At 62.1% G+C, this 24,531-nt stretch carries 25 protein-coding genes; 18 read left to right on the top strand and 7 right to left on the bottom strand.

All coding sequences use genetic code 11. From position 1 onward, the window contains the following. Positions 1–18: 18 nt before the first annotated feature. Entirely contained in the window at positions 19–843 is an 825-nt protein-coding gene (locus tag AC1DVN_RS15505; RefSeq protein WP_007734275.1) for a crotonase/enoyl-CoA hydratase family protein, read from the top strand. Positions 844–984: 141 nt separating this feature from the next. Here AC1DVN_RS15505 and AC1DVN_RS15500 read toward each other — a convergent pair whose 3' ends face one another. Both AC1DVN_RS15500 and AC1DVN_RS15495 read right to left on the bottom strand, forming a co-directional pair. Further along, positions 985–1,959, bottom strand: a complete 975-nt coding sequence (locus AC1DVN_RS15500) for a hypothetical protein (protein WP_042950858.1) — start codon at positions 1,957–1,959, stop codon at positions 985–987. Positions 1,960–2,130: 171 nt separating this feature from the next. Next, a complete protein-coding gene (locus AC1DVN_RS15495) occupies positions 2,131–3,168 on the bottom strand; it encodes an LLM class F420-dependent oxidoreductase (protein WP_021342922.1) in 1,038 nt (345 codons plus the stop codon). Positions 3,169–3,241: 73 nt separating this feature from the next. Here AC1DVN_RS15495 and AC1DVN_RS15490 point away from each other — a divergent pair, with 73 nt between their 5' ends. The 6 genes from AC1DVN_RS15490 to AC1DVN_RS15465 are packed head-to-tail and all read left to right on the top strand — an operon-like array spanning position 3,242 to position 8,216. Beyond that, a complete protein-coding gene (locus AC1DVN_RS15490) occupies positions 3,242–4,219 on the top strand; it encodes a Zn-ribbon domain-containing OB-fold protein (RefSeq protein WP_021342921.1) in 978 nt (325 codons plus the stop codon). A 10-nt stretch (positions 4,220–4,229) separates the two neighbouring features. Further along, a complete protein-coding gene (locus tag AC1DVN_RS15485; protein ID WP_003945801.1) occupies positions 4,230–5,300 on the top strand; it encodes a thiolase domain-containing protein in 1,071 nt (356 codons plus the stop codon). Further along, on the top strand, positions 5,300–6,481 hold the full coding sequence (locus AC1DVN_RS15480) for a thiolase domain-containing protein (RefSeq protein ID WP_003945946.1): 1,182 nt from the start codon (positions 5,300–5,302) through the stop codon (positions 6,479–6,481). Before AC1DVN_RS15485 ends, AC1DVN_RS15480 begins: the two co-directional genes overlap by 1 nt. A 35-nt stretch (positions 6,482–6,516) precedes the next feature. Then, positions 6,517–7,380, top strand: a complete 864-nt coding sequence (locus AC1DVN_RS15475) for a TIGR03619 family F420-dependent LLM class oxidoreductase (RefSeq protein ID WP_019746978.1) — start codon at positions 6,517–6,519, stop codon at positions 7,378–7,380. Between the two features lie 9 nt (positions 7,381–7,389). Continuing rightward, a complete protein-coding gene (locus tag AC1DVN_RS15470) occupies positions 7,390–7,839 on the top strand; it encodes a nuclear transport factor 2 family protein (protein WP_477993997.1) in 450 nt (149 codons plus the stop codon). Further along, the gene (locus AC1DVN_RS15465) at positions 7,836–8,216 is read left to right on the top strand and encodes a VOC family protein (RefSeq protein ID WP_020906296.1); all 381 of its coding nucleotides are present in this window, start codon (positions 7,836–7,838) and stop codon (positions 8,214–8,216) included. Before AC1DVN_RS15470 ends, AC1DVN_RS15465 begins: the two co-directional genes overlap by 4 nt. Positions 8,217–8,410: 194 nt before the next feature. On the opposite strand, the gene AC1DVN_RS15460 is transcribed toward AC1DVN_RS15465, so the two are convergent. Further along, positions 8,411–9,661 carry a cytochrome P450 gene (locus AC1DVN_RS15460; RefSeq protein ID WP_003945573.1) on the bottom strand — a complete coding sequence of 417 codons (1,251 nt, stop codon included), beginning with the start codon at positions 9,659–9,661 and terminating at the stop codon, positions 8,411–8,413. 174 nt (positions 9,662–9,835) lie between these two features. On the opposite strand from AC1DVN_RS15460, the gene AC1DVN_RS15455 reads away from it, so the two are divergent. The 4 genes from AC1DVN_RS15455 to AC1DVN_RS15440 all read left to right on the top strand — a co-directional run bounded on the left by AC1DVN_RS15455 (position 9,836) and on the right by AC1DVN_RS15440 (position 12,726). Then, positions 9,836–10,999 carry a steroid 3-ketoacyl-CoA thiolase gene (locus AC1DVN_RS15455; protein ID WP_046377965.1) on the top strand — a complete coding sequence of 388 codons (1,164 nt, stop codon included), beginning with the start codon at positions 9,836–9,838 and terminating at the stop codon, positions 10,997–10,999. A gap of 1 nt (position 11,000) precedes the next feature. After that, a complete protein-coding gene (locus AC1DVN_RS15450; RefSeq protein WP_030534715.1) occupies positions 11,001–11,489 on the top strand; it encodes a nitroreductase family deazaflavin-dependent oxidoreductase in 489 nt (162 codons plus the stop codon). 57 nt (positions 11,490–11,546) lie between these two features. Beyond that, the gene (locus AC1DVN_RS15445; RefSeq protein ID WP_019746973.1) at positions 11,547–11,960 is read left to right on the top strand and encodes a hypothetical protein; all 414 of its coding nucleotides are present in this window, start codon (positions 11,547–11,549) and stop codon (positions 11,958–11,960) included. Positions 11,961–12,054: 94 nt separating this feature from the next. Next, complete coding sequence (locus tag AC1DVN_RS15440; protein ID WP_019746972.1) at positions 12,055–12,726, top strand: GNAT family N-acetyltransferase; 672 nt, start codon at positions 12,055–12,057, stop codon at positions 12,724–12,726. 67 nt (positions 12,727–12,793) lie between these two features. Here the strand turns inward: AC1DVN_RS15440 and AC1DVN_RS15435 are convergent, their stop codons facing one another. After that, positions 12,794–13,708, bottom strand: a complete 915-nt coding sequence (locus AC1DVN_RS15435) for an SDR family oxidoreductase (protein WP_151531299.1) — start codon at positions 13,706–13,708, stop codon at positions 12,794–12,796. A gap of 102 nt (positions 13,709–13,810) precedes the next feature. Between AC1DVN_RS15435 and echA20 the strand changes: the two genes are divergently transcribed. Genes echA20 through AC1DVN_RS15415 form a run of 4 tightly spaced genes read left to right on the top strand, consistent with a single transcriptional unit; the run spans position 13,811 to position 17,313 of the window. Beyond that, positions 13,811–14,587 carry a (7aS)-7a-methyl-1,5-dioxo-2,3,5,6,7,7a-hexahydro-1H-indene-carboxyl-CoA hydrolase gene (gene echA20, locus AC1DVN_RS15430; RefSeq protein WP_003945611.1) on the top strand — a complete coding sequence of 259 codons (777 nt, stop codon included), beginning with the start codon at positions 13,811–13,813 and terminating at the stop codon, positions 14,585–14,587. A gap of 7 nt (positions 14,588–14,594) precedes the next feature. Then, on the top strand, positions 14,595–15,503 hold the full coding sequence (ipdA, locus tag AC1DVN_RS15425; protein WP_019746969.1) for a cholesterol ring-cleaving hydrolase subunit IpdA: 909 nt from the start codon (positions 14,595–14,597) through the stop codon (positions 15,501–15,503). Continuing rightward, positions 15,500–16,255, top strand: a complete 756-nt coding sequence (locus AC1DVN_RS15420) for a CoA-transferase subunit beta (RefSeq protein WP_019746968.1) — start codon at positions 15,500–15,502, stop codon at positions 16,253–16,255. Before ipdA ends, AC1DVN_RS15420 begins: the two co-directional genes overlap by 4 nt. Next, on the top strand, positions 16,252–17,313 hold the full coding sequence (locus AC1DVN_RS15415) for an NAD(P)H-dependent flavin oxidoreductase (protein ID WP_019746967.1): 1,062 nt from the start codon (positions 16,252–16,254) through the stop codon (positions 17,311–17,313). Before AC1DVN_RS15420 ends, AC1DVN_RS15415 begins: the two co-directional genes overlap by 4 nt. A gap of 77 nt (positions 17,314–17,390) precedes the next feature. Here AC1DVN_RS15415 and AC1DVN_RS15410 read toward each other — a convergent pair whose 3' ends face one another. Continuing rightward, entirely contained in the window at positions 17,391–18,071 is a 681-nt protein-coding gene (locus tag AC1DVN_RS15410) for an IclR family transcriptional regulator (protein ID WP_477994013.1), read from the bottom strand. Between the two features lie 323 nt (positions 18,072–18,394). Between AC1DVN_RS15410 and AC1DVN_RS15405 the strand changes: the two genes are divergently transcribed. Continuing rightward, positions 18,395–19,504: a 3-ketosteroid-9-alpha-monooxygenase, oxygenase component gene (locus AC1DVN_RS15405; protein WP_051295962.1), complete on the top strand. Its 1,110-nt coding sequence runs from the start codon at positions 18,395–18,397 to the stop codon at positions 19,502–19,504. A 222-nt stretch (positions 19,505–19,726) separates the two neighbouring features. Here AC1DVN_RS15405 and AC1DVN_RS15400 read toward each other — a convergent pair whose 3' ends face one another. Further along, positions 19,727–20,962, bottom strand: a complete 1,236-nt coding sequence (locus AC1DVN_RS15400) for a winged helix-turn-helix domain-containing protein (RefSeq protein WP_477846354.1) — start codon at positions 20,960–20,962, stop codon at positions 19,727–19,729. Positions 20,963–21,030: 68 nt separating this feature from the next. After that, positions 21,031–22,305, bottom strand: a complete 1,275-nt coding sequence (locus AC1DVN_RS15395; protein WP_477846355.1) for a TetR/AcrR family transcriptional regulator — start codon at positions 22,303–22,305, stop codon at positions 21,031–21,033. A gap of 531 nt (positions 22,306–22,836) precedes the next feature. Between AC1DVN_RS15395 and AC1DVN_RS15390 the strand changes: the two genes are divergently transcribed. Beyond that, positions 22,837–23,646: an MlaE family ABC transporter permease gene (locus AC1DVN_RS15390; protein ID WP_477993996.1), complete on the top strand. Its 810-nt coding sequence runs from the start codon at positions 22,837–22,839 to the stop codon at positions 23,644–23,646. Beyond that, a complete protein-coding gene (locus AC1DVN_RS15385; RefSeq protein WP_003945491.1) occupies positions 23,646–24,503 on the top strand; it encodes an MlaE family ABC transporter permease in 858 nt (285 codons plus the stop codon). Before AC1DVN_RS15390 ends, AC1DVN_RS15385 begins: the two co-directional genes overlap by 1 nt. Positions 24,504–24,531 lie beyond the last annotated feature (28 nt).

The following is a 24,531-nucleotide window of genomic DNA, read 5'->3' as shown; positions in this document are numbered from 1 at the left end:
ACCCGCCAGGAGTCATCAGTGTCCACTTCGACGACCGAAAAATCAGACATTTCGGAAACCGCGCCGCATTGCCTCGTGGAGAAGCGTGGCCACGTTCTCATCGTGACCATGAATCGCCCCGAACGTAAGAACGCCATCACCGGCGAAATGATGGCGATCATGGTCGACGCCTGGGATCAGGTCGACAACGACCCCGAAATCCGCGTCGCGATACTCACCGGAGCTGGCGGCGACTTCTGCGCCGGCGCCGACCTCAAGAACATGTCCGCCAAGCCTCCGGGAGATTCCTTCGCGGGCGGCGGCGTCGACATGTCCAAGATCGAAGGTCTACTCAAGGGTCGCCGGTTGACCAAGCCGCTGATCGCTGCGGTCGAGGGTGCAGCCATCGCCGGTGGAACCGAAATCCTGCAGGGCACCGACATCCGCGTCGCGGGTGAGAGCGCCAAGTTCGGCGTCTCCGAAGCCAAGTGGGGGCTCTTCCCGCTCGGCGGTTCCGCGGTGCGTCTCGTTCGACAGATTCCGTACACGATCGCAGCCGACATCCTGCTCACCGGTCGTCACATCAAGGCTCCGGAGGCCAAGGAGATCGGGCTCATCGGCCACGTCGTCCCGGACGGTCAGGCCCTCGACAAGGCGCTGGAGCTCGCGGACCTGATCAGTGCAAACGGTCCCCTCGCCGTGCAGGCGATTCTCAAGACCATCCGCGACACCGAGGGTATGCACGAGGAAGAGGCCTTCCAGATCGACGCGCAGCTGGGCATGAAGGTGTTCATGAGCGCGGACGCCAAGGAGGGCCCGCGGGCTTTCGGTGAGAAGCGGGCGCCCCAGTTCAAGGGTGTCTGACCCACCCCTGCCTGACCCACCCCTGCCTGACCCACCCCTGTCTGAGCCACCCCCCTTTCCCGTCCGCTCTCGGTCCCACCCACCCCCTTTTCGAGCGAACGTACCTTTCGGCGCCTTCAGTGCGCCGAAAGGCACTTTCGCTCAGCCGGTTTCGTCCAATTTGACCCACCTCGACCTCGCGAACACCTGTGGCCGGGGACGTGACTGCGCCAATCTGTAGTGCGCACGCAGGTCCTCGATCACACGATCAGGGTCCGTTCGCAGTGCACTGGGCACCGTCGGCAACACGATGATTCCCGCATTCTGCATACGCGTCCGACGTTCCACCGTGCGCTTGTAGTCCGTCGGCGCGGCATGCCATTCCAAGGAGTCGATGTCCCACGCGAAGGCAACCGAATCGATCCATCCGTCCGGAATTGCGATGAAGTCTCCGTCAGCATCCCGGATCTCATGGTTGAACAACATTTCCGGCAGCCCGCTCCGCTGCCACAGTTTTCGCGCGTGAACCTCCGGAACCGAGTGGACGTTCGCGTTCACTTCGCGCAACACGACCCGAGGTAGCGCGGAACCCCGACTGCTACCCGCCTCGAGTTCCTTCGCAAGTTCGCGCACCGAGACGTCGCCACGCTGAACGACCTCGGCAATGAGTGCCCGTGTGGGATCGAGGGCCTTGCACCGCCTCGCAGCGTCGAGTAGTGCCCGCGGCAGCGGCGCACAGCGCAGACCGTTGCGAATCTCCGCCTCAGGCAGTCGAATAGTGCGCTCCACCGTGACGAATCCAACCGATTGAACTCGACGGTCGATGGGTATGAGCACCTGCACATCCCCGGCGTGCGTCCGATATCCGTACTCCGACATGGCAGATCGCCCCGTCAGCAGAGACTCGTCACCGCTCAACATGAGCGCAGCGATCGATCGTTGACGTGGCGTCGGTTGACCATTTCGGAGCAGGATCACTCCTGGCAATATGCGCTGCCAGGGTCCGCCCGCTCGACACCGGGTGTGCACGGCGGAGTTGGAGACGCCCAATCGCGCCAACTCGGCCGTTCGGATCACTCCACTTCGACTGACGCGGTAGATCGCGTCCAGATCATCGCCCCACATTCCACGTCGCATGGTTGCAGCATGACTCGAGTAGCAGCGTGGGCCCCGGCGGCGACCTGGGGTTTTGGCGGCCCTGTGGATAACTTTCGGCGAGCGAAAGGCGCGTTGAGCGCCTCAGATGCGCTGAACGTACCGTTCGCTCGGAAAATGGGGGTCCCGCTCGAAAAAAGGGGGGTGCCCCGCTCAACCACCCACCGCGGCCGCGAGCTCTCGCACATGGTCGGCGTCGCGGCAGGTCACCAGCAGCATCGTGACTCCGGCTTCCTCCCAACGCTTCACGTCCGCGCGCACCTCGTCGACGTTGCCGATGATCATGGTCTCGGTGACCATCTCGTCGGGGACGACGGCAGCAGCTTCGTCCTTGCGACCCGACATGAAGAGGCGACCGATCTCGTCGACCTCCTTCTCGTAGCCCATCCGCTTGTAGACCTGTGCGTGAAAGTTCAACTCCGGGGCGCCCATTCCGCCGACGTAGAGGGCGGTCATCGGCTTGAGCGCGGCGATGGCGCCGGCGCGATCGTCGGTCACGATGACCTGGCACGTGGCGGCCACCTCGAAGTCTTCGCGACTACGACGGGCCCCGGCGCGAGCGAAGCCTTCGTCGAGCCACTTGTTGTACATCGGGGCCAGGCGTGGGGTGTAGTAGATCGCCAGCCACCCGTCGGCGATTTCACCGGCGAGCGCGACGTTCTTCGGCCCTTCGGCGCCGAGCCAGATCGGGATGTCCGCACGCAGCGGGTGCGTAATGGGCTTGAGCGGCTTGCCAAGTCCCGAACTGCCCGGTCCCGCATACGGCAGAGGGTAGTGGGGGCCGGGGCTGGTGACGGGCGCTTCACGGGCGAGGACCTGGCGCACGATCGAGACGTATTCGCGGGTGCGCGCGAGCGGCTTCTCGAATGGCTGGCCGTACCAACCTTCGACGACCTGCGGTCCGGATACGCCGAGCCCGAGGATCGTTCGCCCACCGTTGAGGTGATCGAGAGTGAGCGCGTGCATGGCACAGCTGGTCGGTGTTCGTGCCGAAATCTGTACGACGGACGTGCCGAGACGGACGTTCTCGGTCCGAGATCCCCACCAGGCAAGCGGGGTGAATGCGTCCGAGCCCCACGACTCCGCCGCGAAGACCGCGTCGAATCCCGCGCCTTCCGCGGCCTCGATCAGTTCCGGGGCGTTTGCCGGCGGCTGTGCGCCCCAGTATCCGAGTTGCAACCCAAGCTTCATCGCAGGCCTCCACATTGCCGGTGATCAGAAGTGACTCTTGCCACAATCTCTAGAACCTGTTCTACTCGATCTTGTGACCATCGGAAAGAGCGGGGTGGCCGACAAGCCCCTGAGCGCACCATTGAATCTCCATTTCGACTACACCAGATCGACGGGACCGACCATCGGCGCGTTCGTGACTGCCCTGCGTGATCGCAAGGTGATCGGCGCACGTGGGTCGAACGGTCGTGTCTTCGTGCCGCCACCGGAATTCGATCCGGATACGGCCGAACCACTGACCGACTTCGTCGGAGTCTCCGACGGCGGAACGGTCGTGAGTTGGACGTGGATGCCCGAACCCATCGAGGGTCAACCCCTGACGAAGCCTTTCGCGTGGGCCCTGATCAAGCTCGACGGCGCGGACACGTCCATGCTCCACGCGGTCGACGTCGACTCCCCCGACGACATCAGCACCGGCCTGCGGGTTCGTGCTCGCTGGGCGTCGGAGCGGATCGGGCAGATCAAGGACATCGAGTGCTTCGAACCAGGTGAGAGCGAAAATGGAATCGCGACAGTCGATTCCACCGCCGATCCTGTCACCATGATCACGACGCCTGTCGACCTGCACTTCATGCATTCCGCTTCGGCCGAGGAGAGTTTCTACCTCCGTGGTCTCGCAGAAGGCAAGCTGATCGGTGGTCGCAGCGGACCCGAAGACAAGATCTACATCCCACCGCGCGGCGCGAATCCCACCAACGGGAAGCCGACGAGCGAGCAGATCGAACTGCCCGACAAGGGAATTGTCACCACCTTCTGCATCGTCAACGTCCCGTTCCTCGGGCAGCGAATCAAACCTCCCTACGTGGCCGCCTACGTGCTTCTCGACGGGGCTGACATTCCGTTCCTGCACTTGATCCTCGAATGTGATGCCGCGGACGTACGCATGGGCATGCGCGTCGAAGCCAAGTGGAAGCCTCGCGAAGAGTGGGGTTACACCCTCGAGAACATCGAATACTTCCGGCCGACAGGTGAACCCGACGCCGAGTACTCCACCTTCCAACACCACCTGTGAGGCTCCTGAAATGACTTCTGCAGACATCGCAGTCGTGGGCTTTGCTCAGGCACCCCACGTCCGCGAAACCAACGGCACCACCAACGGCGTCGAGATGCTCGTCCCGTGCTTCCAGCAGCTCTACAGCGATCTGGGAATCACCAAGTCCGACATCGGCTTCTGGTGCTCCGGATCTTCCGATTACCTGGCCGGACGAGCGTTCTCCTTCATCTCGGCCATCGACTCCATCGGAGCGGTCCCGCCGATCAACGAATCTCACGTCGAGATGGATGCTGCGTGGGCCTTCTACGAAGCGTGGATCAAGATCTTGACCGGCGAGGTCGAGACCGCGCTGGTGTACGGCTTCGGCAAATCCTCCGCCGGGCACCTGCGCAAGATCCTGTCCATGCAGCTCGATCCGTACCTCGTCACTCCGCTGTGGCCGGACTCCGTCTCGATCGCCGGACTTCAAGCCCGACTCGGACTCGACGCGGGTAAGTGGACGCAAGAGGACATGGCGGAGGTTGCCGCTCGTAGCCGTCGTCACGCGCTGAGTAATCCGAAGGCTCAGCTCGCAGGCGAGGTCGACATCGAGGCACTACTCGCCAGCCCGTTCCTCGCAGATCCGTTGCGCGCACACGATTGTGCGCCCATCACCGATGGTGCGGCAGCAATCGTGCTGGCCTCGGGCAATCGCGCCCGCGATCTCTGCGAGCGGCCGGCGTGGATCACCGGACTCGAGCATCGCATCGACTCCCCCAACCTGGGTGCACGTGACCTGACCACCTCGCCGTCCACAACGTCGGCAGCCAAGGCGGCAACGGGCGGCGAGGTCGGCAACATCGACGTCGCCGAACTGCACGCGCCGTTCACTCACCAGGAATTGATCTTGAAGGAAGCGATCGGCCTGACCGACGCCACCACGATCAATCCGTCCGGCGGTCCGCTCAGCGGCAACCCACTGTTCGCCGGTGGTCTGGAACGAATCGGCCACGCCGCCAAGGCAATCTTCGACGGCCAGGCGAATCGCGCTCTGGCCCATGCAACAAGCGGCCCTGTGCTGCAGCAGAACCTGGTAGCAGTCTTGGAGGGACGGAACTGATGGCCGGAACGCCTCAACTCGCGGCCGTGCTCGGCACCGGCCAAACTCACTACGTCGCAAAGCGTCATGATGTCTCGATGGCGGGCTTGGTTCGTGAAGCCATCGACGCCGCGATGCTCGACGCCAACGTCGGCTGGGACGACATCGACGCCGTCGTCATCGGAAAGGCCCCCGACCTGTTCGAGGGTTCGATGATGCCCGAACTCGCCATGTCGGATGCCCTTGGCGCCAACGGAAAGCCGTTGCTGCGTGTTCACACTGCCGGCTCGGTGGGTGGTTCGACGGCTATCGTCGCCTCCAGCCTGGTCAAATCCGGTGTCCACAAGCGGGTTCTGACGGTTTCCTGGGAGAAGCAGTCCGAGTCGAACGCCATGTGGGCGCTGTCCACACCGGTACCGTTCAACATGCCTGTCGGCGCCGGCGCCGGTGGATACTTCGCCCCGCACGTCCGTTCGTACATTCGCCGATCGGGCGCACCGGAGCACATCGGCTACCTCGTCGCGGTGAAAGATCGGCTCAACGGCAGCCTCAATCCGTATGCGCACCTGCGGCAGCCGGACATCACCTTCGAATCGGTGCAGGCATCTCAGATGCTCTGGGATCCGATCCGCTACGACGAGACCTGCCCGTCCTCGGACGGCGCGTGCGCTCTGGTGATCGGCAACGAGGAAGCGGCCGCACAGGTCGAGGCCGAGGGTCGTTCGGTCGCGTGGATCCACGCAACCGCCATGCGCACCGAGCCGACCTTCTATGCCGGACGCGATCAGGTCAATCCGCAGGCCGGCCGTGACGCCGCGGCCGCGCTGTGGAAGTCCGCGGGAATCACCGATCCGCTCAACGAAATCGACTGCGCCGAAATCTATGTCCCGTTCTCGTGGTTCGAGCCGATGTGGCTCGAGAACCTCGGTTTCGCGGAGGAAGGCCAGGGCTGGAAGCTGACCGAGGCCGGCGAAACCGCGATCGGCGGCAAGCTCCCGGTCAATGCCTCGGGCGGCGTTCTCTCTTCCAACCCGATCGGTGCCTCGGGCATGATCCGTTTCGCCGAGTCGGCGATGCAGGTCATGCACCGCGCCGGCGATCACCAGGTGGCCGACGCGCGCAAGGCTCTCGGCCATGCCTACGGCGGTGGCTCGCAGTACTTCTCGATGTGGGTCGTCGGCTCCGAACGTCCCACCACGTAACAGCAGCACACACGCCGATCAGGAAGAGGCCGAAGATGAAGTACACCGTCGGGGTTGCCATGAACCCCTTGGACCAGTTAGCCGGTATCGCCAAAACGGCCGAGGAATGCGGCTTTTCGTCGATCGCTCTCCCCGATTCACTGTTCTTCATGGAAACGCAGGCGGCGGATTACCCGTACACCCCGGACGGGTCTCGGATGTGGAATGCCGAGACCCCCTGGGTCGATCCGCTGATCGCCGCAGCTGCAATGGGCGCGGTGACCGAGAAGATCGAGTTCTACACCCAGGTGCTCAAGCTGGGTAGCCGCAATCCGGTCCTGCTCGCGCGGCAGGTCGGATCTGTAGCGGCATTGACGAACAACCGTTTCGGCTTCGGCGTCGGAATCGGTTGGGCTCCCGAAGAGTTCGAGTGGTGCGGCGCGCCGTACAAGCGTCGCGGCGCCCGAGTGGACGAGATGATCGACGTTCTCAAACTTATTCTCGGCGGCGGGATGGTCGAGTATCACGGCGAGTTCTTCGATTTCGATCGCCTGCAGATGAGTCCAGCTCCCACCAAGCCGGTTCCGTTCTACGTCGGCGGCCACACCGAGGTGGCACTCAAGCGTGCTGCGCGAGTCGGCGACGGTTGGACCTCGGCGATGATCAAGTTCGACGACCTGGTGGGTGTGATCGCACGACTACGCGAACTGCGCGCCGAGTACGGCCGCGAGAACGAGCCGTTCGAAATCCAGACGGTGTGCATCGACCGTTTCGGCAAGGACGGTTACGCAGAACTCGAAGATGCCGGCGTCACGGACATCATCACCGTACCTTGGGTTTTCGACGGAATCGGCTTCGATGCCCCGCTGGAGGCAAAGCAGGATTCGATGCGTAAGTTCGCCGAACAGTACATCAACTGAGGAGTCGCGATGACTGACGAACACCCCGCCCGCGTCGCGGGTAACGCTTCGCGCGCCGCAGCGAGTGGCAAGAACAAGGAAGCCTGGCTGGACCTCTTCGCCGAGGACGGTTGGGTGGAGGATCCGGTCGGGCCGTCGGGATTCGATCCCGAAGGCAAAGGCCATCACGGACGCGAAGCGATCTCCAAGTTCTACGACATGACGATCGCGACCGCGGACAAGCTCGAGTTTCTGATCGACGATTCACTGGTGTGCGGCAACGAGAACGTCAACATCGGCAAGATCCGGACCACCATCGGCGGGCCCCGGTCATCGACCGGGGCCGCTCTCGTCGTATTCGAATCAGCCTGTCGTACTTGCACCGAGAACCCTGAAATGGTTTCCTGGTTGCCAACGTCGCGTGTCGATGACGGACTGCGTCAGGCATGGAGGCGTCGTACTGCAAGGGGTCACTCATGACCATTTCGTTCAACCACACCATCATCGCCGCAAAAGACCGACAAGAGTCTGCGTGGTTCTTCACTCACATGTTCGGTCTGCCAGGCCCGGTCGAGGCCGGCTACTTTCTCGGCGTCGAACTCGAGCACGGGGTGACACTGGACTTCGCACAGGTGGAAGAGGGCGCCGAGGTTGCGTCTCAGCACTACGCTTTCCTCGTCTCCGAAGATGACTTCGACGGCATCTACCAGCGGATACAGGCGTTGAAACTTGATCACTGGGCCGATCCGCGCCAGTCGAGTACCGGCTTCAACACCAACGACGGTGGGCGTGGGGTCTACTTCCTCGACCCGTCGGGACATTTCCTGGAAGCGATCACCAAGCCATACGGCGGCTGAATTAGAGATTGAACTACAAACGGCGGCGCCTACGGGAGATGAGGGATCCCGCAGACGCCGCCGCAGTTCCAGGTTGCCAACTAGTGGCCCCCCGGAACGTCTACTGTAGTTCTGCGTGTTCGAGAGTGCAGAGGCAACTCCCGAAAACCTACACAGAACCTACTCGCCGGTTACCAGGTCAGTATATGTCCGGATCAGTGTTTGACCGGGCAGCCCGATGTCTTGTAATCAACCTGAAACTCTTTGATGCCGTTGAGCCAGCCCGAGCGCAGGCGACGGGGATCGCCGAGCCTGGTGATATCGGGTAGGTGATCGGCGATCGCATTGAAGATCAGATCGATTTCGAGACGAGCCAAGTTGGCGCCGATGCAGAAGTGCGCACCCGTGCCGCCGAATCCGAGGTGCGGATTGGGGTCACGCATGATGTCGAACTTCGTGGGGTTCTCGAAGACGTCTTCGTCGAAGTTGGCCGACGCGTACATCATCACGACGCGATCGCCCTTCTTGATCTTCTGTCCCCCGAGTTCGGTGTCTTCGAGCGCGGTCCGCTGGAAAGAGGTCACCGGGGTGGCCCAACGAACGATCTCGTCGGCCGCAGTCTTCGGGCGTTCCTTCTTGTACAGCTCCCACTGGTCGGGATTGTCGAGGAAGGCAACCATGCCGTGTGTGATGGCATTGCGAGTGGTCTCGTTACCCGCGACCGCAAGCAGAATCACGAAGAAGCCGAATTCCTCTGGGGAGAGCTCATTTCCGTCGATGTCAGCTTCGATGAGCTTGGTGACGATGTCATCGGCGGGACACTTCTTGCGCTGATCCGCCATCTGGTACGCGTATCCCAGAATCTCCATCGACGCTGCCTGCGGGTCGATGTCGAACTCGGGGTCGTCGTAGGACGTCATCTGGTTGGACCAGTCGAAGAGCTTCATTCGATCTTCCTGCGGCACACCGAGAAGCTCGGCGATTGCCTGCAGCGGAAGTTCGGACGCGACCTGAACCACGAAGTCTCCGGCACCACCGGCAGCCGCAGTCTTGACGATCTTTTCGGCGCGCTCGGTCAGTTCTTCGCGCAGGCTGTTGATGGCTCGCGGGGTGAATCCACGCGAAACCAGCTTGCGCAGCTTGGTGTGCTCCGGAGCGTCCTTGTTGATGAGGATGAATCGCTGCATCTCGACGTTCTCGCGCGGGATGTCGTCGGCGAAGCGAGGAATCGCAGTGTTCTCGTGGGTCGAGAAGATGTCGCTTCGCTGCGAGACCTCCTTGACCTCTTCATGACGGGTGACCACCCAGAAGCCCTCGTCCTGGAATCCACCGATTTCCGGGGGCTGCGGATTCCACCACACGGGGGCCGTCTTCCGGAGTTCGGCGAACTCCTCGAACGGCATGCGTTCCGCGTAGATGTCGGGGTCCGTGAAGTCGATTCCCTCGGGGAATGCGGGCTGTGCCACTGATGTCTCCTGCCCTAAGCCTTTTCATCACAGGGGTGATGGGGATCCGTGATGTGTAACACGTTCTACTCTCATTGAAACACAAGCCTGCTTACTAGGAAAGGAAACGTCGACAGGTCTTGCTTCCCGCAGAGAACCTGTTCTACTTTTTCATTACAAGGAAAGGAGCCCGCTGTGGGCACACCAGTAATCGTCGAGGCTGTCCGTACACCGATCGGCAAGCGCGGAGGTTGGCTCGCCGGTCTGCACGCCGCCGAGATCCTCGGAGCGGCACAAAAGGGCGTTCTCGACCGGTCGGGAATCGACCCGTTGCTGATCGAGCAGGTGATCGGCGGCTGCGTCACCCAGGCCGGCGCTCAGTCCAACAACATCACGCGGACGGCTTGGCTGCACGCCGGACTTCCGTGGCAGACCGGCGCAACCACCGTGGACTGCCAGTGTGGTTCGGCCCAGCAGGCGAACCATCTGATCGCCGGTCTGATTGCCACCGGCGCCATCGACGCCGGCATCGCCTGCGGCATCGAAGCCATGAGCCAGGTTCCCCTCGGCGCCAACGTCGGCGATCAGGCCGGACCGCGTCGACCGGCGACGTGGGACATCGACATGCCCAACCAGTTCGAAGCAGCGGAACGCATCGCGCGTCGACGCGGACTGACCCGCGACGACATCGAAGCCCTCGGCGTCCGCTCGCAGGCGCTGGCCAAGCAGGCCTGGGAGGAAGGGCGTTTCGACCGCGAGGTTCTCGAACTTTCGGCGCCCCAGGTCGACAAGGAAGGAAACTTCACGGGCGAGACGAAGCTCGTCAATCGCGATCAGGGCCTGCGCGATACGACGGCCGAGTCCCTAGCGCGCTTGAAGCCAGTCCTCGAAGGCGGGATTCACACGGCCGGAACGTCTTCCCAGATCTCCGACGGCGCAGCCGCAGTCCTGCTCATGGACGAGGACAAGGCCCGCGCACTCGGCTTGAAGCCGCGAGCCCGCATCATCGCCCAGGCACTGGTCGGCTCGGAACCGGAATTCCACCTCGACGGACCGGTGCAGGCAACCAGCCGTGTCCTGGAGAAGAGCGGAATGAAGATCGGCGACCTCGATCTGTTCGAGATCAACGAAGCATTCGCATCCGTCGCACTGTCCTGGGCTCAGGTTCACGAACCTGACTTCGACAACGTCAATGTCAACGGCGGCGCGCTCGCTCTCGGCCATCCGGTCGGCAGCACGGGCTCTCGACTGATCACCACCGCACTGCACGAACTCGAGCGTCGCAACGGCTCGACGGCTCTGATCACGATGTGCGCCGGCGGCGCGCTGGCCACCGGAACCATCATCGAGCGTATCTGAGATGACTACTCCCCCAGCTAAACCCAAGGGACTCGACGCTCCGGCGACGGTCAAGATCATCAAGTGGATGTCGAAGGCAAACGTCGCCATGTATCGCGCCACCGACGGGCGGCTGGGTAGCAAGTGGCGGGTCGGCAGCGCGTTCCCACGCGGGCTGCCGATCTGCCTGCTCACCACCACCGGTCGCAAATCCGGCGAGGAGCGGATCAGTCCGTTGCTGTTCCTCGAGGACGGCGAGAACGTGATTCTGGTGGCGTCGCAAGGTGGTCTTCCGAAGAACCCGATGTGGTACCTCAACATCAAGGCGGACCCGGTGGTGACGGTGCAGATCAAGTCTCGGATCCGATCGATGAAAGCCCGCGTCTCCACCGAGGACGAGCGTGCTCGGCTGTGGCCGATGTTGACGGCGATGTATCCGGATTTCGACAACTATCAGGCCTGGACCGACCGGGTCATTCCCGTCATCGTGTGCGAGCCGCTGAAGAAATAAACGGACTGTTTACAACAAAACGTTTACATCGACCCGGGTTCATGCCAGCCTGGGTTCATGACCGATGACCAGTTCAGACCGATCGATTCCGGCCGCGAACGCGCACATCGCGAGTACGCCGGACTCTTTCGGATCAGCGAGCGCCACGGCGCGACCCAAAGCCAGCGCGCGCGGCAATCCCATCCGGAGATGCTCGAGCCCTACGGCGCGGTGCGCGTCGTGGCTCGTCTTGCCGGCGGCACCGACACACCGCAGGCGAACGAACCCGAGGTCGACGACGCCGATGTCATGGCTGCGTTGACTCTGATTCCCAAGGCCCGAGCCGAAATGGAACAGCTGGAAGCACTGTTCCTCGGAATTGCCCGCGAACGGGGCATGACCTGGCAAGATATTGCCTTCGGACTCGGGCTCGGCAGCACTCAAGCTGCCCGCCAGCGCTACGAACGGCTCGTTCGCCGCACCGGAGGCTGAACACGTGCCATAACGAGCGAGTTGGAGCACTATTGACTCGTACGGTCCGCACGGCGTTTCGACAGAGCCTCGAACACAGCAAGGAGTCGCATATATGACGACGCATATTCAAGATCAAATCCTGGACCGACGCGAGATCACCTCAGCCCTCGTGCGTGCGCTGGAGCGTCGCCACGAGGTGCTGGACGCAGTGGTCGACAGCAAGGACCACCAGGAGGCACTGACCACCGTCGCGGAACTCCTCGGCACGTCGGAAGCAAATGCCGAAGCAGTTCTGAGCCTCAAGTTCAGTGCGCTCACCAAGGCTGCGCGTGATCGCATCCAGGGCGAGCTGGAGAATCTCGACGCCACTCTCGAATGGACGACGCTCGATCGTCCCGCGAGCAGCGGGCAGAACTTCACCCTGCGCCCGTTCAGCGACAGCGCAGAAGACAAGTCGCTGTTCACGATTCGTTCGGGCGAGCAGCTCGGCGAAGACGGCAAGCCGTGGAGCGAGGATCGGATCGAAGCTGAGCGCGTCGGTGGCCTCGGCCGGATCGACGACGAGACCGCTGCCTGGTTCGTCGCCGAGGACGTCTCCGGTGACGGCTCGAAGAGCGTCGGCCTGGTATTCGGCGAACTCGACGGCCAAGAGGTCAACGTGGCGATCTGGATCGCGCCGGAATCTCGCAAGAAGGGCTACGGCACAGCCTGCGTGAAGCATTCTCGGCGCGAGCTCGCCGCAGAGTTCCCCGGCACCGTGTTGGTGGTTCGGGCGCCTGCGTAGCCGGCACACCACCTGTGAGTGGTTAAGGAGTCCCTGCACTCCTTAACCACACACGGGGCTGGAGGCCCTACGCCCCGTACACCGGCGTCGGAATCTCCGCCTTCTCCAACAGCGTTGCCACGACTGGCCCGATCTCCTTCGGGTCCCAACGGTCACCCTTGTCCTCGCTCGGGCCGTGACGCCAGCCCTCCGCGACGGTGATCTTTCCGCCCTCGACCTCGAACACCCGCCCCGTGACGTCCTTGGACTCGGCGCTACCGAGCCAGACGACCAGCGGCGAGATGTTCTCGGGCGCCATGGCATCGAAGCCCTCTTCGGGAGCTGCCATCGACTCGGCCATCGCCCCACCCGCGCCGACGGTCATGCGCGTGCGCGCAGCAGGCGCGATCGCGTTGACACTGACGCCGTAATTCTTGAGCTCGGCTGCGGCCTGGATGGTCATCTCGGCGATACCGGCCTTCGCGGCAGCGTAGTTACCCTGGCCGATCGAACCTTGTAGTCCTGCACCCGAACTGGTGTTGATGATGCGTGCGTCGACGGTCTTGCCCGCCTTGGCCTCAGCGCGCCAGTAGGCAGCAGCGTGACGCAGCGGCGCGAAGTGCCCCTTGAGGTGCACGCGAATCACCGCGTCCCACTCGCCTTCGCTCATGCCGACCAGCATGCGGTCCCGCAGGAAGCCCGCGTTGTTCACGAGTACGTCCAGGCCACCGAAGGTGTCGATCGCGGTCTTGATCAGATTCTCGGCGCCCACCCAGTCGGCCACGTCGTCTCCGTTGACCACTGCTTGGCCACCGGCGGCGATGATCTCCGCGACAACCTGCTCGGCCGGACTCTCACCGGTCTCGGAACCGTCGGCACCCGCACCGATGTCGTTGACGACGACCTTGGCGCCCTCGGCAGCAAACGCCAAGGCATGCGCACGTCCGATCCCGCGACCAGCCCCGGTGATGATGACTACGCGTCCGTCGACCAATCCACTCATATTTGTCTCCTAATGCACTCTGCTCGGGCTTGTCGGCTCCGCTTGTGTGCTAACTTACCAAGCAATCGCTTGGTTTGGTACACAGACGTAAGGAATCCCGATATGGGCATCAGCACCTCCTCCGACGGAACCGGCATCACCACGGTCACCATCGACTACGCGCCGGTCAATGCAATCCCGTCCAAGGGATGGTTCGAGCTTGCCGACGCCATCCTCGACGCGGGCAAGGATCTCAACACTCACGTGGTGATCCTGCGAGCCGAGGGACGCGGATTCAACGCCGGCGTCGACATCAAGGAGATGCAGGCGACCGAGGGATTCGACGCACTGGTCGCCGCCAACCGCGGTTGCGCCGCGGCCTTCGCAGCCGTCTACGACTGCGCTGTACCCGTCGTCGTGGCCGTCAACGGATTCTGTGTCGGCGGTGGCATCGGACTGGTCGGCAACGCGGACGTGATCGTCGCTTCCGACGACGCGATCTTCTCCCTCCCCGAGGTCGACCGCGGCGCACTCGGCGCTGCCACACACCTCTCACGGCTGGTGCCGCAGCACATGATGCGCACGCTCTACTACACCGCACAGAGCGTCGACGCCCACACACTCAAACAGTTCGGCAGCGTCTACGACGTGGTCCCGCGCGAGAAGCTCGACGAGTGCGCTCGCGAGATCGCCGCAAAGATCGCCGCGAAGGACACCCGCATCATCCGGTGCGCCAAGGAAGCCATCAACGGCATCGACCCGGTCGACGTCAAGGGCAGCTACCGCCTCGAGCAGGGCTACACCTTCGAACTCAACCTCCTCGGTGTGTCCGACGAACACCGCGACGAATTCGTCGCCACCGGCAAGCCGCGCGAGAACGCAACCCAGAAGGAAGGCTGAGACAAACATGGCTAGCAAGCGTGACAAGACGAAGTCGCTCGACGAGGTAGTCGGCGAGCTCCGCAGCGGAATGACGATCGGCTTGGGCGGCTGGGGATCTCGCCGCAAGCCGATGGCCTTCGTGCGTGCGATTCTGCGTTCGGACATCAAGGACCTGACCGTGGTCACTTACGGCGGACCGGATCTCGGGCTGCTGTGCTCGGCCGGCAAGGTCAAGAAGGCGTACTACGGTTTCGTGTCCCTGGACTCCGCTCCGTTCTACGATCCGTGGTTTGCCAAGGCACGCACCGCCGGTGAGATCGAAGTCCGCGAGATGGACGAGGGAATGGTCAAGTGCGGCCTCGAAGCCGCTGCCGCTCGCCTCCCTTTCCTCCCGATCCGCGCGGGCCTGGGTTCGGACGTTCGCAACTTCTGGGGCGACGAACTCAAGACCGTCACCTCCCCGTACCCAGAGGCCGACGGCCGTTCCGAGACCTTGATCGCGATGCCTGCACTCAACCTCGATGCGTCGTTCGTTCACCTCAATCTCGGTGACAAGCACGGCAATGCCGCGTACAACGGTGTCGACCCGTACTTCGACGACCTGTACTGCATGGCCGCCGAAAAGCGTTACGTCTCCGTCGAACGCATCGTCGAGACCGAGGAACTGGTCAAATCCGTTCCACTGCAGAATCTTCTGCTCAACCGCATGATGGTCGACGCCGTCGTCGAGGCCCCGAACGGTGCCCACTTCACGTTGGCCGGCGAAAGCTACGGCCGCGACGAGAAGTTCCAGCGTCACTACGCCGAGGCCGCCAAGACCCCCGAGTCGTGGCAGACGTTCGTCGACACCTTCCTCTCCGGCAGCGAAGAGGACTACCAAGCCGCAGTAAAGAAGTTTGCCGATTCATCAAAGGCAGGGGAGCAGGCAAAATGAGCGAATCCACCGTCACCCGCGCAGAGTACGTTGTTCTCGCGTGCGCTGAAATCTTCTCCGGTGCAGGCGAAATCATGGCCAGCCCGATGTCGACGTCGTCCACCATCGGCGCTCGCCTGGCTCGGCTCACCACCGAACCCGACCTGCTGATCACCGATGGTGAAGCCCTCATTCTCGAGGACACCCCGGCAGTCGGAACGAAGGGCCCCATCGAAGGATGGATGCCTTTCCGCAAGGTGTTCGACGTCGTCGCTTCGGGCCGTCGCCACGTAGTCATGGGCGCCAATCAGCTCGATCGCCACGGCAACCAGAACCTCTCCGCCTTCGGCCCGCTTCAGCAGCCGACGCGTCAGATGTTCGGTGTGCGCGGCGCCCCGGGCAACACCATCAACCACGCGACGAGCTACTTCGTCCCCAAGCACTCCAAGCGAGTGTTCGTCGACAAGGTCGACGTGGTGTGCGGTGTCGGCTACGACCAGATCGATCCCGAGAACCCGGCATACAAGTACCTGAACATCCCCCGCGTTGTCACCAACCTCGGTGTCTTCGACTTCGGTGGACCGGGAAACACCTTCCGCGCGCTGAGCCTCCATCCCGGCGTCACCGCCGAAGAGGTAGCCGAGAACACCTCGTTCGAGGTAGCCGGACTCGCCGAGGCCGGTATCACCCGTGACCCCACCGCCGAAGAGCTCCACCTCATTCGCGAGACCCTCGATCCGCGCAACCTTCGGGACCGTGAGGTCTCGGCATGACCCCTACTCTGAAGACAGCACTGACCGAACTGGTCGGTGTCGAGTACCCGATCGTGCAGACGGGCATGGGCTGGGTTTCCGGGCCAGCGCTGACGTCGGCGACGGCCAACGCGGGCGGTCTCGGCATCCTGGCTTCGGCCACGATGACCTACGACGAGCTCGAGCACGCGATCAAGAAGACGAAGCAGCTCACGGACAAGCCGTTCGGTGTCAACATGCGTGCCGACGCCACCGACGCGCCGCAGCGCGCGGACCTGCTGATCCGTGAGGGCGTCAAGGTCGCGTCGTTTGCCTTGGCTCCCAAGAAGGAACTGATCGCCAAGCTCAAGGACCACGGCATCGTCGTCGTACCGTCGATCGGTGCCGCGAAGCATGCGGTCAAGGTTGCATCTTGGGGCGCGGACGCCGTCATCGTCCAGGGCGGCGAAGGTGGTGGTCACACCGGCGGTGTGGCAACGACATTGCTTCTTCCCTCGGTTCTCGACGCGGTCGATATTCCGGTCATCGCCGGTGGCGGATTCTTCGACGGCCGCGGGCTGGCCGCAGCGTTGGCGTACGGCGCTGCCGGTGTCGCCATGGGGACGCGTTTCTTGCTCACCAGTGACTCTTCGGTGCCGGACTCCGTCAAGCAGGAATACCTCAAGCGAGGACTGACGGATACGACGGTCTCACGCAAGGTCGACGGCATGCCTCATCGTGTGCTCAACACCGACCTGGTCAACAGCCTCGAAGGTTCCAGCTATGCAACCGGTTTGATCGCTGCTGCCAAGAACGCCACCAAGTTCAAGGCAATGACAGGTATGAAGTGGTCGACGCTCGCCAAGGACGGCCTCGCGATGAAGCGCTCGGGTGACCGCACGCTGATGCAAATCATCATGGCGGCGAATACCCCGATGTTGCTCAAGGCCGGTCTGGTCGAGGGCAATACGGAAGCCGGCGTGCTTGCCTCGGGTCAGGTTGTCGGAATGATCAACGATCTGCCCAGCTGCAAGGAACTGATCGAGAACATCATGGAGGACGCGGCCAAGCGTATCGACGCGCTCGCGGCTCTTCGCTGACGCAGATTCATCCGAGTGCGTCTCCCCCACTGCGCTTTACGCGGAGTTGGAGGAGGCGCACTCTGCGCATTGCCGAGCTAACCGGTCTGCTGGTGACGACCACCCGGCACCTCGAAATACTGGGAGATTGCCACCGCGGCCATCTGTACCGGTGCAACGTGTCGATCGTCGATCTTGCCTCGAACGAGTGGGCCGCTGATCGACAGACCGACTTCCGCTTCGCCCAGCGCACCCACCCTCACACCGATGCAGCCGAGACCCGAAGTACACGTACCGAATACGACGCCGTACCGATGGTTGGCTATTGCGGAATGTTGCGCGACCGTCGAACGGCGGCCCGCTGCCAAGAGTGCCTTGCCGATTGCCGAGGATCGCGCCGGGATGCGAGAGCCGACGCCTGTCTGGAGGTCAGGTATCGCCTGGCTGCCGATCTTCTGAAGGTATCGCACGTTGCTTCCCTCGAGGACCCCGAGATGTACGGCCTGATTGGTGACGAGGTGCAGGTTGTACAACAACGGCACCACCACCCTCTCGAACTTGTTTCGATACAACGAGATTGCCCCAAGATCGCCGAGTTTGTCGCCGATTTCGTACTCGAGGCCTTCTCTGCGAAGCCAATCCATCCTCACTAGCTTCAGAAGCATCCTGTGCACGGACGATCGCGGAATCCCGGTTCGACGGGCCACCTCGCCCAGCGTCAACCGCGGCGCGTCACGAAAGCAATCCACTACCATCGCCAACCTGTCGAGGGTTGACATAGGGATGGGCTCTTCTGTGATCGGTCCGACCGACATGGCGTCTCCGTTTCGGTGATCCGCCCGTCGAGAGGACAGCGCTGGGCGTGCTCTGCTGACTGCAAATCTGGGCCTTCACCGGACGAACCGCCAGGGCGTTTCCCACCGTGCGGGAGACAAACCTGCCTGGCCACTCCACCTGCAGCTATACCGATCACCGGTTACCCCCGTTGAACCTGGACCAACTCCTCACCACAGTGGCCAACACAGATCACTGAACAAAGGACGACGTTTTGACCACAGACGTGACGACCACAACGGACCTCGGCGAAGTCGACGAGATCCGCATGATCGACGAGGGCGCTGCGCCCGAACGTTTTGCCCGCGGATGGCACTGCCTCGGACTTGCAACGGATTTCCACGACGGGAACCCACATCCGATCGAGGCCTTCGGCACCAAGCTTGTCGTATTTGCCGACAGCCAGGGCGAATTGAAGGTCCTCGATGCCTACTGCCGTCACATGGGCGGCGACCTCAGTCAGGGCACGGTCAAGGGCGATTCAGTCGCCTGCCCCTTCCACGACTGGCGTTGGGGCGGCAACGGCAAATGCACCGCGATCCCCTATGCACGCCGCGTTCCACCGCTTGCCAAAACTCGCGCCTGGACCACCCTCGAACAAGACGGACTGCTCTTCGTCTGGCATGACCCCGAAGGCAATCCGCCTCCGGCCGAAGTCGCCATACCGGTAATCAAAACTCCGGACCACGAATGGACCGATTGGGTATGGAAGTCAATCGTCATCGACACCAACTGTCGAGAAATCGTCGACAACGTCGTGGACATGGCGCACTTCTTCTACGTGCACTTTTCGTTTCCCACTTACTTCAAGAACGTCTTCGAGGGGCATGTCGCCATCCAGGAGCAGAGCGGTATCAACCGCGACGACATCGTGACCTGGACGGATCCCGACGTGCCGAAGTTGGTCTCGAACTTCTCGGTGGCCGCCTATCACGGACCGTCGTTCATGATCGATGATCTGGTGTACCAGTACGAAACGTTCAAGGTGGATTCGGTTTTGATCAACTGCCACTATCCGGTCAGCCCGAACAAGTTTGTCCTGATGTACGGCATCACCGTCAAGAAGACCGAGGAACTTCCCGCCGGGATAGCGGACCAAACCGTTGACGCGATGATCGGTTACATCGGCGTCGGATTCGAGCAGGACATCGAGATCTGGAAGAACAAGACCCGCATCGACAACCCACTACTCTGCACCGAGGACGGTCCGGTCTACCAACTGAGGCGGTGGTACGAACAGTTCTACGTCGACGTCGCCGACGTCACGCCCGAGATGATCGATCGCTTCGAATTCGAGATGGACACAAGCAAACCCATCGAGGTGTGGAAACAGGAGGTTGCAGACAACCTCGCACGCCGTGCAGGAGCAGCGCAGTGACCATGGAACCAGTGGACTGCGAGCGGTGTGGAACATATGTCCTCGTCGAGAAGAACAGCTGGCAACATACCTCGACTCAATGGCGATCGGATCCGCACAACGTGTGTTCGGAGTATCGCGAAGACAAGGCGTCGCCGAAAATTCGCACCGGAACTTGTTCGGCATTAAGAGATTCCATCAACCGAGCTGCAGTCGACGGGAGACTCACCGTTCCAGATTGACCTAGCGCGCGCCCACCGCATCCACCTCGTCGCCGGCCATCACAGCGGCCAGCTCTGATGCCAATGTTCCATTGTTCTCCACGACTACGGTGTCGCAGCCTTGCCACATTGCGGTTCTACGAAGGAGCTCAGCCAGACGCGGTGCAGTGTCGGCATCGGCGGTGGGCTCGGCCCAAGCAGCGCGCACGAGTAGCCGACGGTTCTGTCGGTCGTTCTTGAGATCGACTCGCGCGCAGATATTGTCGTCGATCAACACGGGGAGCACATAGTAGCCGTGAACCCGCTTGTGTGCGGGAGTATAGATCTCGATCCGGTAGTGAAAGTCGAAGAGCCGCAACGCTCGATCGCGCGCCCACACTACCGGATCGAAGGGCGACAACAGAGCCTCGGTTCGGATCGACCTTGGACGCTTTGCCTGTGGATCACTCCATACCTCGCGAGGCTTGCCACGACGCTCCCAGCCCTCGACGGAAACACTGCGTACATTGCCGGCGTCTTCGAGCTCACGCAAGGCAATTCGTGCCTCAGCGCTCGGCAGCCGAAAGTAGTCGGCGATATCGTCGAGCGTACCGAGTCCGTGGGCCTTCACACCGCGCAGCACCAGCTCACGGATCGCGTCCGATCGATCGATCCTCGCATCGAGGATCTCGGGCGCGAGCATGTGTTCGGCAAGGCCGTATCGACGTTCGAATCCTGCGCGACCCGCCGATACCACTTCGCCCCACCGGAACAGAGTCTCCAGCCCGACTTTCACGTCCGACCACCCCCACCACGGGCCGCGGCGTGTATTCGCTTCATGCTCGACTTCGCTCGCCGCCATCGGACCGTTTTCACACAGTTCGTTGCGCAACCAGTCGAGGAAGTGGCGCCGATCAGACGCCCATCCGTTCTTGTCGCTCAAAGCTTTGTCACGAAACTGGTCCATGCGCCAACGAAAGAGCGGCCACATGTCCACCGGCAGGAACGTCGCTTCGTGTCCCCAGTATTCGAGGTACCCCGACTCCGGGGAGAAGGTCAGCTGATCAAGCCTGGACTTGTCGTAGGCGCCCAGTCGCGCATAAACGGGCAGGTAGTGGCTGCGTTCGAAAACGTTGACCGAGTCGATCTGCAAGACCTGCAGCCGGTCCATCACGCTGACCAGATTGCGCCGCGTCACCGTTGCCGGGTGTGATTTGCCGAACCCTTGAGCGGCGAGCGCTATTCGGCGGGCAGCTGCCAGAGACACGACTTCGCTCATAGCCGACCACACTACGCACGCCGTCCGACAAGTTTCAGGGCGGCGAGAAGTTCAGGGCGGCGCGAAGTTCAGGGCGGCGGAGCCGGGCGGCCGAAGAGAACTGCTGACATGAACGTCTGAAGTGTGGAGGCGTTTTCTGCTGCAACATCGAACTTCATCAAGCGTCCGATGTCGGGGACGAGGTTCAAAGCAGCGTGAACCAGGAACTTCGCCTCTATCGCCGAAAGGTCCGGACGAATTTCGCGAAGTATCCGCGCCCACTCGACCACGTACAGCTTCTGGCGATTCTTCAGATCGCTTCGATGTCCCGGCAGAAGGTTGTTCATCTCGGAAAAATAGACCGACATCAATTCATGTTGTGCAAACGACAACTCCACGTACATCGCCGACAGTGCGCGCAGCGCTTCCTCCGGCGACGTCGCAGACTCGAATACTGCTGCCGTCGCAAGGTCCAGACGGTCCGCCGCTCGATAGAACACCGCCCCGAGAAGTTCCGCTTTGCTCGGAAAGTAGCGGTACATCCCGGAAGCGTTCAAACCCGCAGCGGCTGCCATCTCTTCGATACTGACGTCGTGGTAACCGCGAGAATCGAAGAGCCGCACGGCTTCCTGCAGCAGACGTTCACGCTTGTTCGTCGTCACCGACCGCGTCGACACAGTTTGCTCCGACCGCCGCGATGTAATTGCACTCCCACCATGTTCGATCGACAGACAAGCGTCGAGAAGAACTTGCTCCATCCGACGTTGGGGCAGTATCAGATTGTGAGCGGTGATGCTGCCGATCACGCTGAACATCGCTGAGGTGAGGATGGTTTCGGCACGAGCACTCGCCGGCGGTTCGGAGCGTGAAAGATGCAGTGCAACTCGGTGATTGACAGCAGCTGACTGAGCTCGGACCGATTTCCGATCGGCAGCGTCGAGAAACCGACTCTCCCACCGGTAGATCCCGGCTGTGCGCCGATTACGCACCGTCGTTCGGATCACAGCGAGCAAATCCTCGCGTAGGCGCTCCCGGTCAGTTGCATCGGCGGCGACGGAGACCGCATCGAGTGCACTCTCGAGCGCGTCGGTCAATTCCAGTGCCGCGTGGCGGAACATCGCATACTTGTTCGGAAAATGCCGATAGAGTGCCGAACCCGAAATACCGACGGACGACGCAATATCCTCGACGCCTACGGCAGGATATCCCCGTTCGCTGAACGCAATTGCAGCCGCAGCGGCGATCTTCGCCTTGCGGTCCTTCGGACGTCGCTTGACCGACTCCGATCCCGCCGCTCGAAGGATTACACGCGAGGTCTGTTCGTCAACTGTCTGCGCATCGACAGACTGCTGTCTCGGGCTCACTCGCGCACCCCCTCTCTCAGCCCCACCAGACACCAAACCGATCCTTTTGCGAATGAGCATAATCATAATCGCTGCGCGCCATCGGAAACTTTCGAGATTCCACTGTATCCACGCTCTATATACGCTGCTAGCTGCCCTAACTTTAGGTTGCCATCAACTGCATCGCCCCGATCATCGATGCTGAAGCTCGAGAGAATTCTCGTTAACAACGCCTTGCCCTGTGGTCGAAACCAGGGGTAGGGTCACCGCTCGAAGCGGCCCCTCTCTCCCCGATCGGGACATCGGACGACGGCTTCCGGAATTTCGATGAACTTAAGCCGAGGACGCCACCCGACAGAACTCATATTGGCACGTCAACGCACTCACCGTCGCTGTTACACCAAAAATTCCGCCGAGAATTTTCGTTCACATAATGCTTGCCACGTCACATATATGTGTGAGATGCTTCACAAGCAGTTCGCTCGACCGCCAGCGTCCGAACAGTTCGACTTTCGTGCTGAACCATGTTGATCTGCAAAGGAATTCAATTAGATGACGTACGAGCTACCAGCCCAGAAAGGCCCGGTACGAGACGTAGCGTTGCAGGGGGGCTATCTGATCGGATTCTCGGTGCAGGCACTGTTCGGCCTGTTCACGGCAATCCTCCGCAGGCGACTCTCGTTGCACGAGACGATCACTCAGACGCTCTTCATCGGTCGCGTCAGCACTGGTCCGTCGCTGCTCCTCATGATTCCGATCGGTGTCTTCATCGCGGTGTCGGTCGGCGAACTGGCCGGCCGCATCGGTGCCGGTGGCTACTCGGGCGCCGTCGTGGCATTCATCATCGTCGGACAGGCCGCAGCACTGGTGTGCGCGTTGATGATGGCCGGTGTTGCCGGGTCGGCGATCTGCACCGATCTTGGTTCGCGAAAGATTCGCGAAGAGATCGATGCCATGGAAGTGATGGGCATCGATGTGATCGAACGCCTGGTAGCTCCGAGATTGGTTGCGGCAGTGATCGTCTCCCTCGCACTGTGCTCGATGGTGACCTTCGGCGGAGTGATCGCGTGCTATCTGTACCACATCTACGTGCAGCATCTTCCGGCCGGAACGTTCATGGCAACGTTCAGCCAATACGGTCGATCGTCCGACTTCGTCATGGCTTTGGTGAAAGCCGCGATCTTCGGCCTCGCTTCGACTTTGGTGGCCACTTTCAAAGGTCTCCATGCAAAAGGCGGCCCCCGCGGCGTTGCCGACGCAGTCAACGAGGCCGTCGTCATCGCGTTTGCGCTCGTCTTCATCGTGAACACAGTGTTGTCCGCGTTGTACACCGTAATCGTCCCGGCAGTCGGTGAATTCTGATGTCGCTCGTCGATCTCCGTGTTCGAGCCCGTCAAGCGAGCAGACCCCTGCGAACCGCCGGCGACGGCCTCGTCTCCCTCGGTCAGCACGTCACTTTCTACGTCCGCACCATCGCATCGATCCCTTTTGCGCTCACCAAGTACCGCAAGCACGTACTCGGTCAGATCAGCGAGGTCAGCTTCGGCACGAACTCCTTGCTGTCCGGCGGCGGCACCATCGGGATCGTCTTCGCGATGTCGCTCGCCGCGGCAATGATGTTGGGCGTCGAGACTCACCGGGGCCTCGAACTCGTCGGGATGACCTCGCTCTCGGGCATGCTGTCTGCGGTCGCGAACACCCGTGAGCTTGCCCCTGTTGTCGTCGCTATCGCGTTGGCCGCCAAGGTCGGAACGGGTTTCACTGCCCAGATCGGGGCTATGCGCATCTCGGACGAGATCGACGCCCTCGACTCGATGGCGATCAGATCCATCCCCTTCCTCGCGGGTACGCGGGTGATCGCTGCCATGATCTGCGTCATCCCGATCTACATGATCGGACTGCTCGCCAGCTACCTGTCGACCCGACTGGTCGTCGTGTTCTTCAACGGTGCATCGGCAGGTACTTACGACTACTTCTTCCATCTGGCGATCTCGCCGCAGGATCTCCTGTACTCGGGCCTCAAGGCCGTGGTGTTCGCCGCTGTTGTCGCGCTGGTTCACTGCGCGTACGGCTACTATGCCTCCGGTGGTCCGGCCGGCGTCGGGCAGGCAGCCGGGCGCGCGCTCCGGACTGCGATCCTCGCGATCGGAATCCTCGACGTACTGATGACTTTCGCGCTGTGGGGCCTCGTGCCCCAGATCCCGGGAATGGGGGTCTGAGCCGTGGACAGACTCACTACACACACAA

The organism is Rhodococcus sp. P4_E4 (assembly GCF_056401575.1).
The sequence above is the reverse complement of the archived record's forward strand: the minus strand, read 5'-3'. Positions and strand labels throughout refer to the sequence as shown.

Coding starts and splice junctions, on each gene's coding strand:
- ipdA (WP_019746969.1), top strand. CDS start 14,595: ATGGCTAGCAAGCGTGACAAGACGAAGTCGCTCGACGAGGTAGTCGGC.
- echA20 (WP_003945611.1), top strand. CDS start 13,811: ATGGGCATCAGCACCTCCTCCGACGGAACCGGCATCACCACGGTCACC.
- AC1DVN_RS15500 (WP_042950858.1), bottom strand. CDS start 1,959: ATGCGACGTGGAATGTGGGGCGATGATCTGGACGCGATCTACCGCGTC.
- AC1DVN_RS15405 (WP_051295962.1), top strand. CDS start 18,395: ATGATCGACGAGGGCGCTGCGCCCGAACGTTTTGCCCGCGGATGGCAC.
- AC1DVN_RS15400 (WP_477846354.1), bottom strand. CDS start 20,962: ATGAGCGAAGTCGTGTCTCTGGCAGCTGCCCGCCGAATAGCGCTCGCC.
- AC1DVN_RS15435 (WP_151531299.1), bottom strand. CDS start 13,708: ATGAGTGGATTGGTCGACGGACGCGTAGTCATCATCACCGGGGCTGGT.
- AC1DVN_RS15385 (WP_003945491.1), top strand. CDS start 23,646: ATGTCGCTCGTCGATCTCCGTGTTCGAGCCCGTCAAGCGAGCAGACCC.
- AC1DVN_RS15415 (WP_019746967.1), top strand. CDS start 16,252: ATGACCCCTACTCTGAAGACAGCACTGACCGAACTGGTCGGTGTCGAG.
- AC1DVN_RS15480 (WP_003945946.1), top strand. CDS start 5,300: ATGGCCGGAACGCCTCAACTCGCGGCCGTGCTCGGCACCGGCCAAACT.
- AC1DVN_RS15470 (WP_477993997.1), top strand. CDS start 7,390: ATGACTGACGAACACCCCGCCCGCGTCGCGGGTAACGCTTCGCGCGCC.
- AC1DVN_RS15420 (WP_019746968.1), top strand. CDS start 15,500: ATGAGCGAATCCACCGTCACCCGCGCAGAGTACGTTGTTCTCGCGTGC.
- AC1DVN_RS15410 (WP_477994013.1), bottom strand. CDS start 18,071: ATGTCAACCCTCGACAGGTTGGCGATGGTAGTGGATTGCTTTCGTGAC.
- AC1DVN_RS15495 (WP_021342922.1), bottom strand. CDS start 3,168: ATGAAGCTTGGGTTGCAACTCGGATACTGGGGCGCACAGCCGCCGGCA.
- AC1DVN_RS15440 (WP_019746972.1), top strand. CDS start 12,055: ATGACGACGCATATTCAAGATCAAATCCTGGACCGACGCGAGATCACC.
- AC1DVN_RS15485 (WP_003945801.1), top strand. CDS start 4,230: ATGACTTCTGCAGACATCGCAGTCGTGGGCTTTGCTCAGGCACCCCAC.
- AC1DVN_RS15465 (WP_020906296.1), top strand. CDS start 7,836: ATGACCATTTCGTTCAACCACACCATCATCGCCGCAAAAGACCGACAA.
- AC1DVN_RS15450 (WP_030534715.1), top strand. CDS start 11,001: ATGACTACTCCCCCAGCTAAACCCAAGGGACTCGACGCTCCGGCGACG.
- AC1DVN_RS15475 (WP_019746978.1), top strand. CDS start 6,517: ATGAAGTACACCGTCGGGGTTGCCATGAACCCCTTGGACCAGTTAGCC.
- AC1DVN_RS15390 (WP_477993996.1), top strand. CDS start 22,837: ATGACGTACGAGCTACCAGCCCAGAAAGGCCCGGTACGAGACGTAGCG.
- AC1DVN_RS15445 (WP_019746973.1), top strand. CDS start 11,547: ATGACCGATGACCAGTTCAGACCGATCGATTCCGGCCGCGAACGCGCA.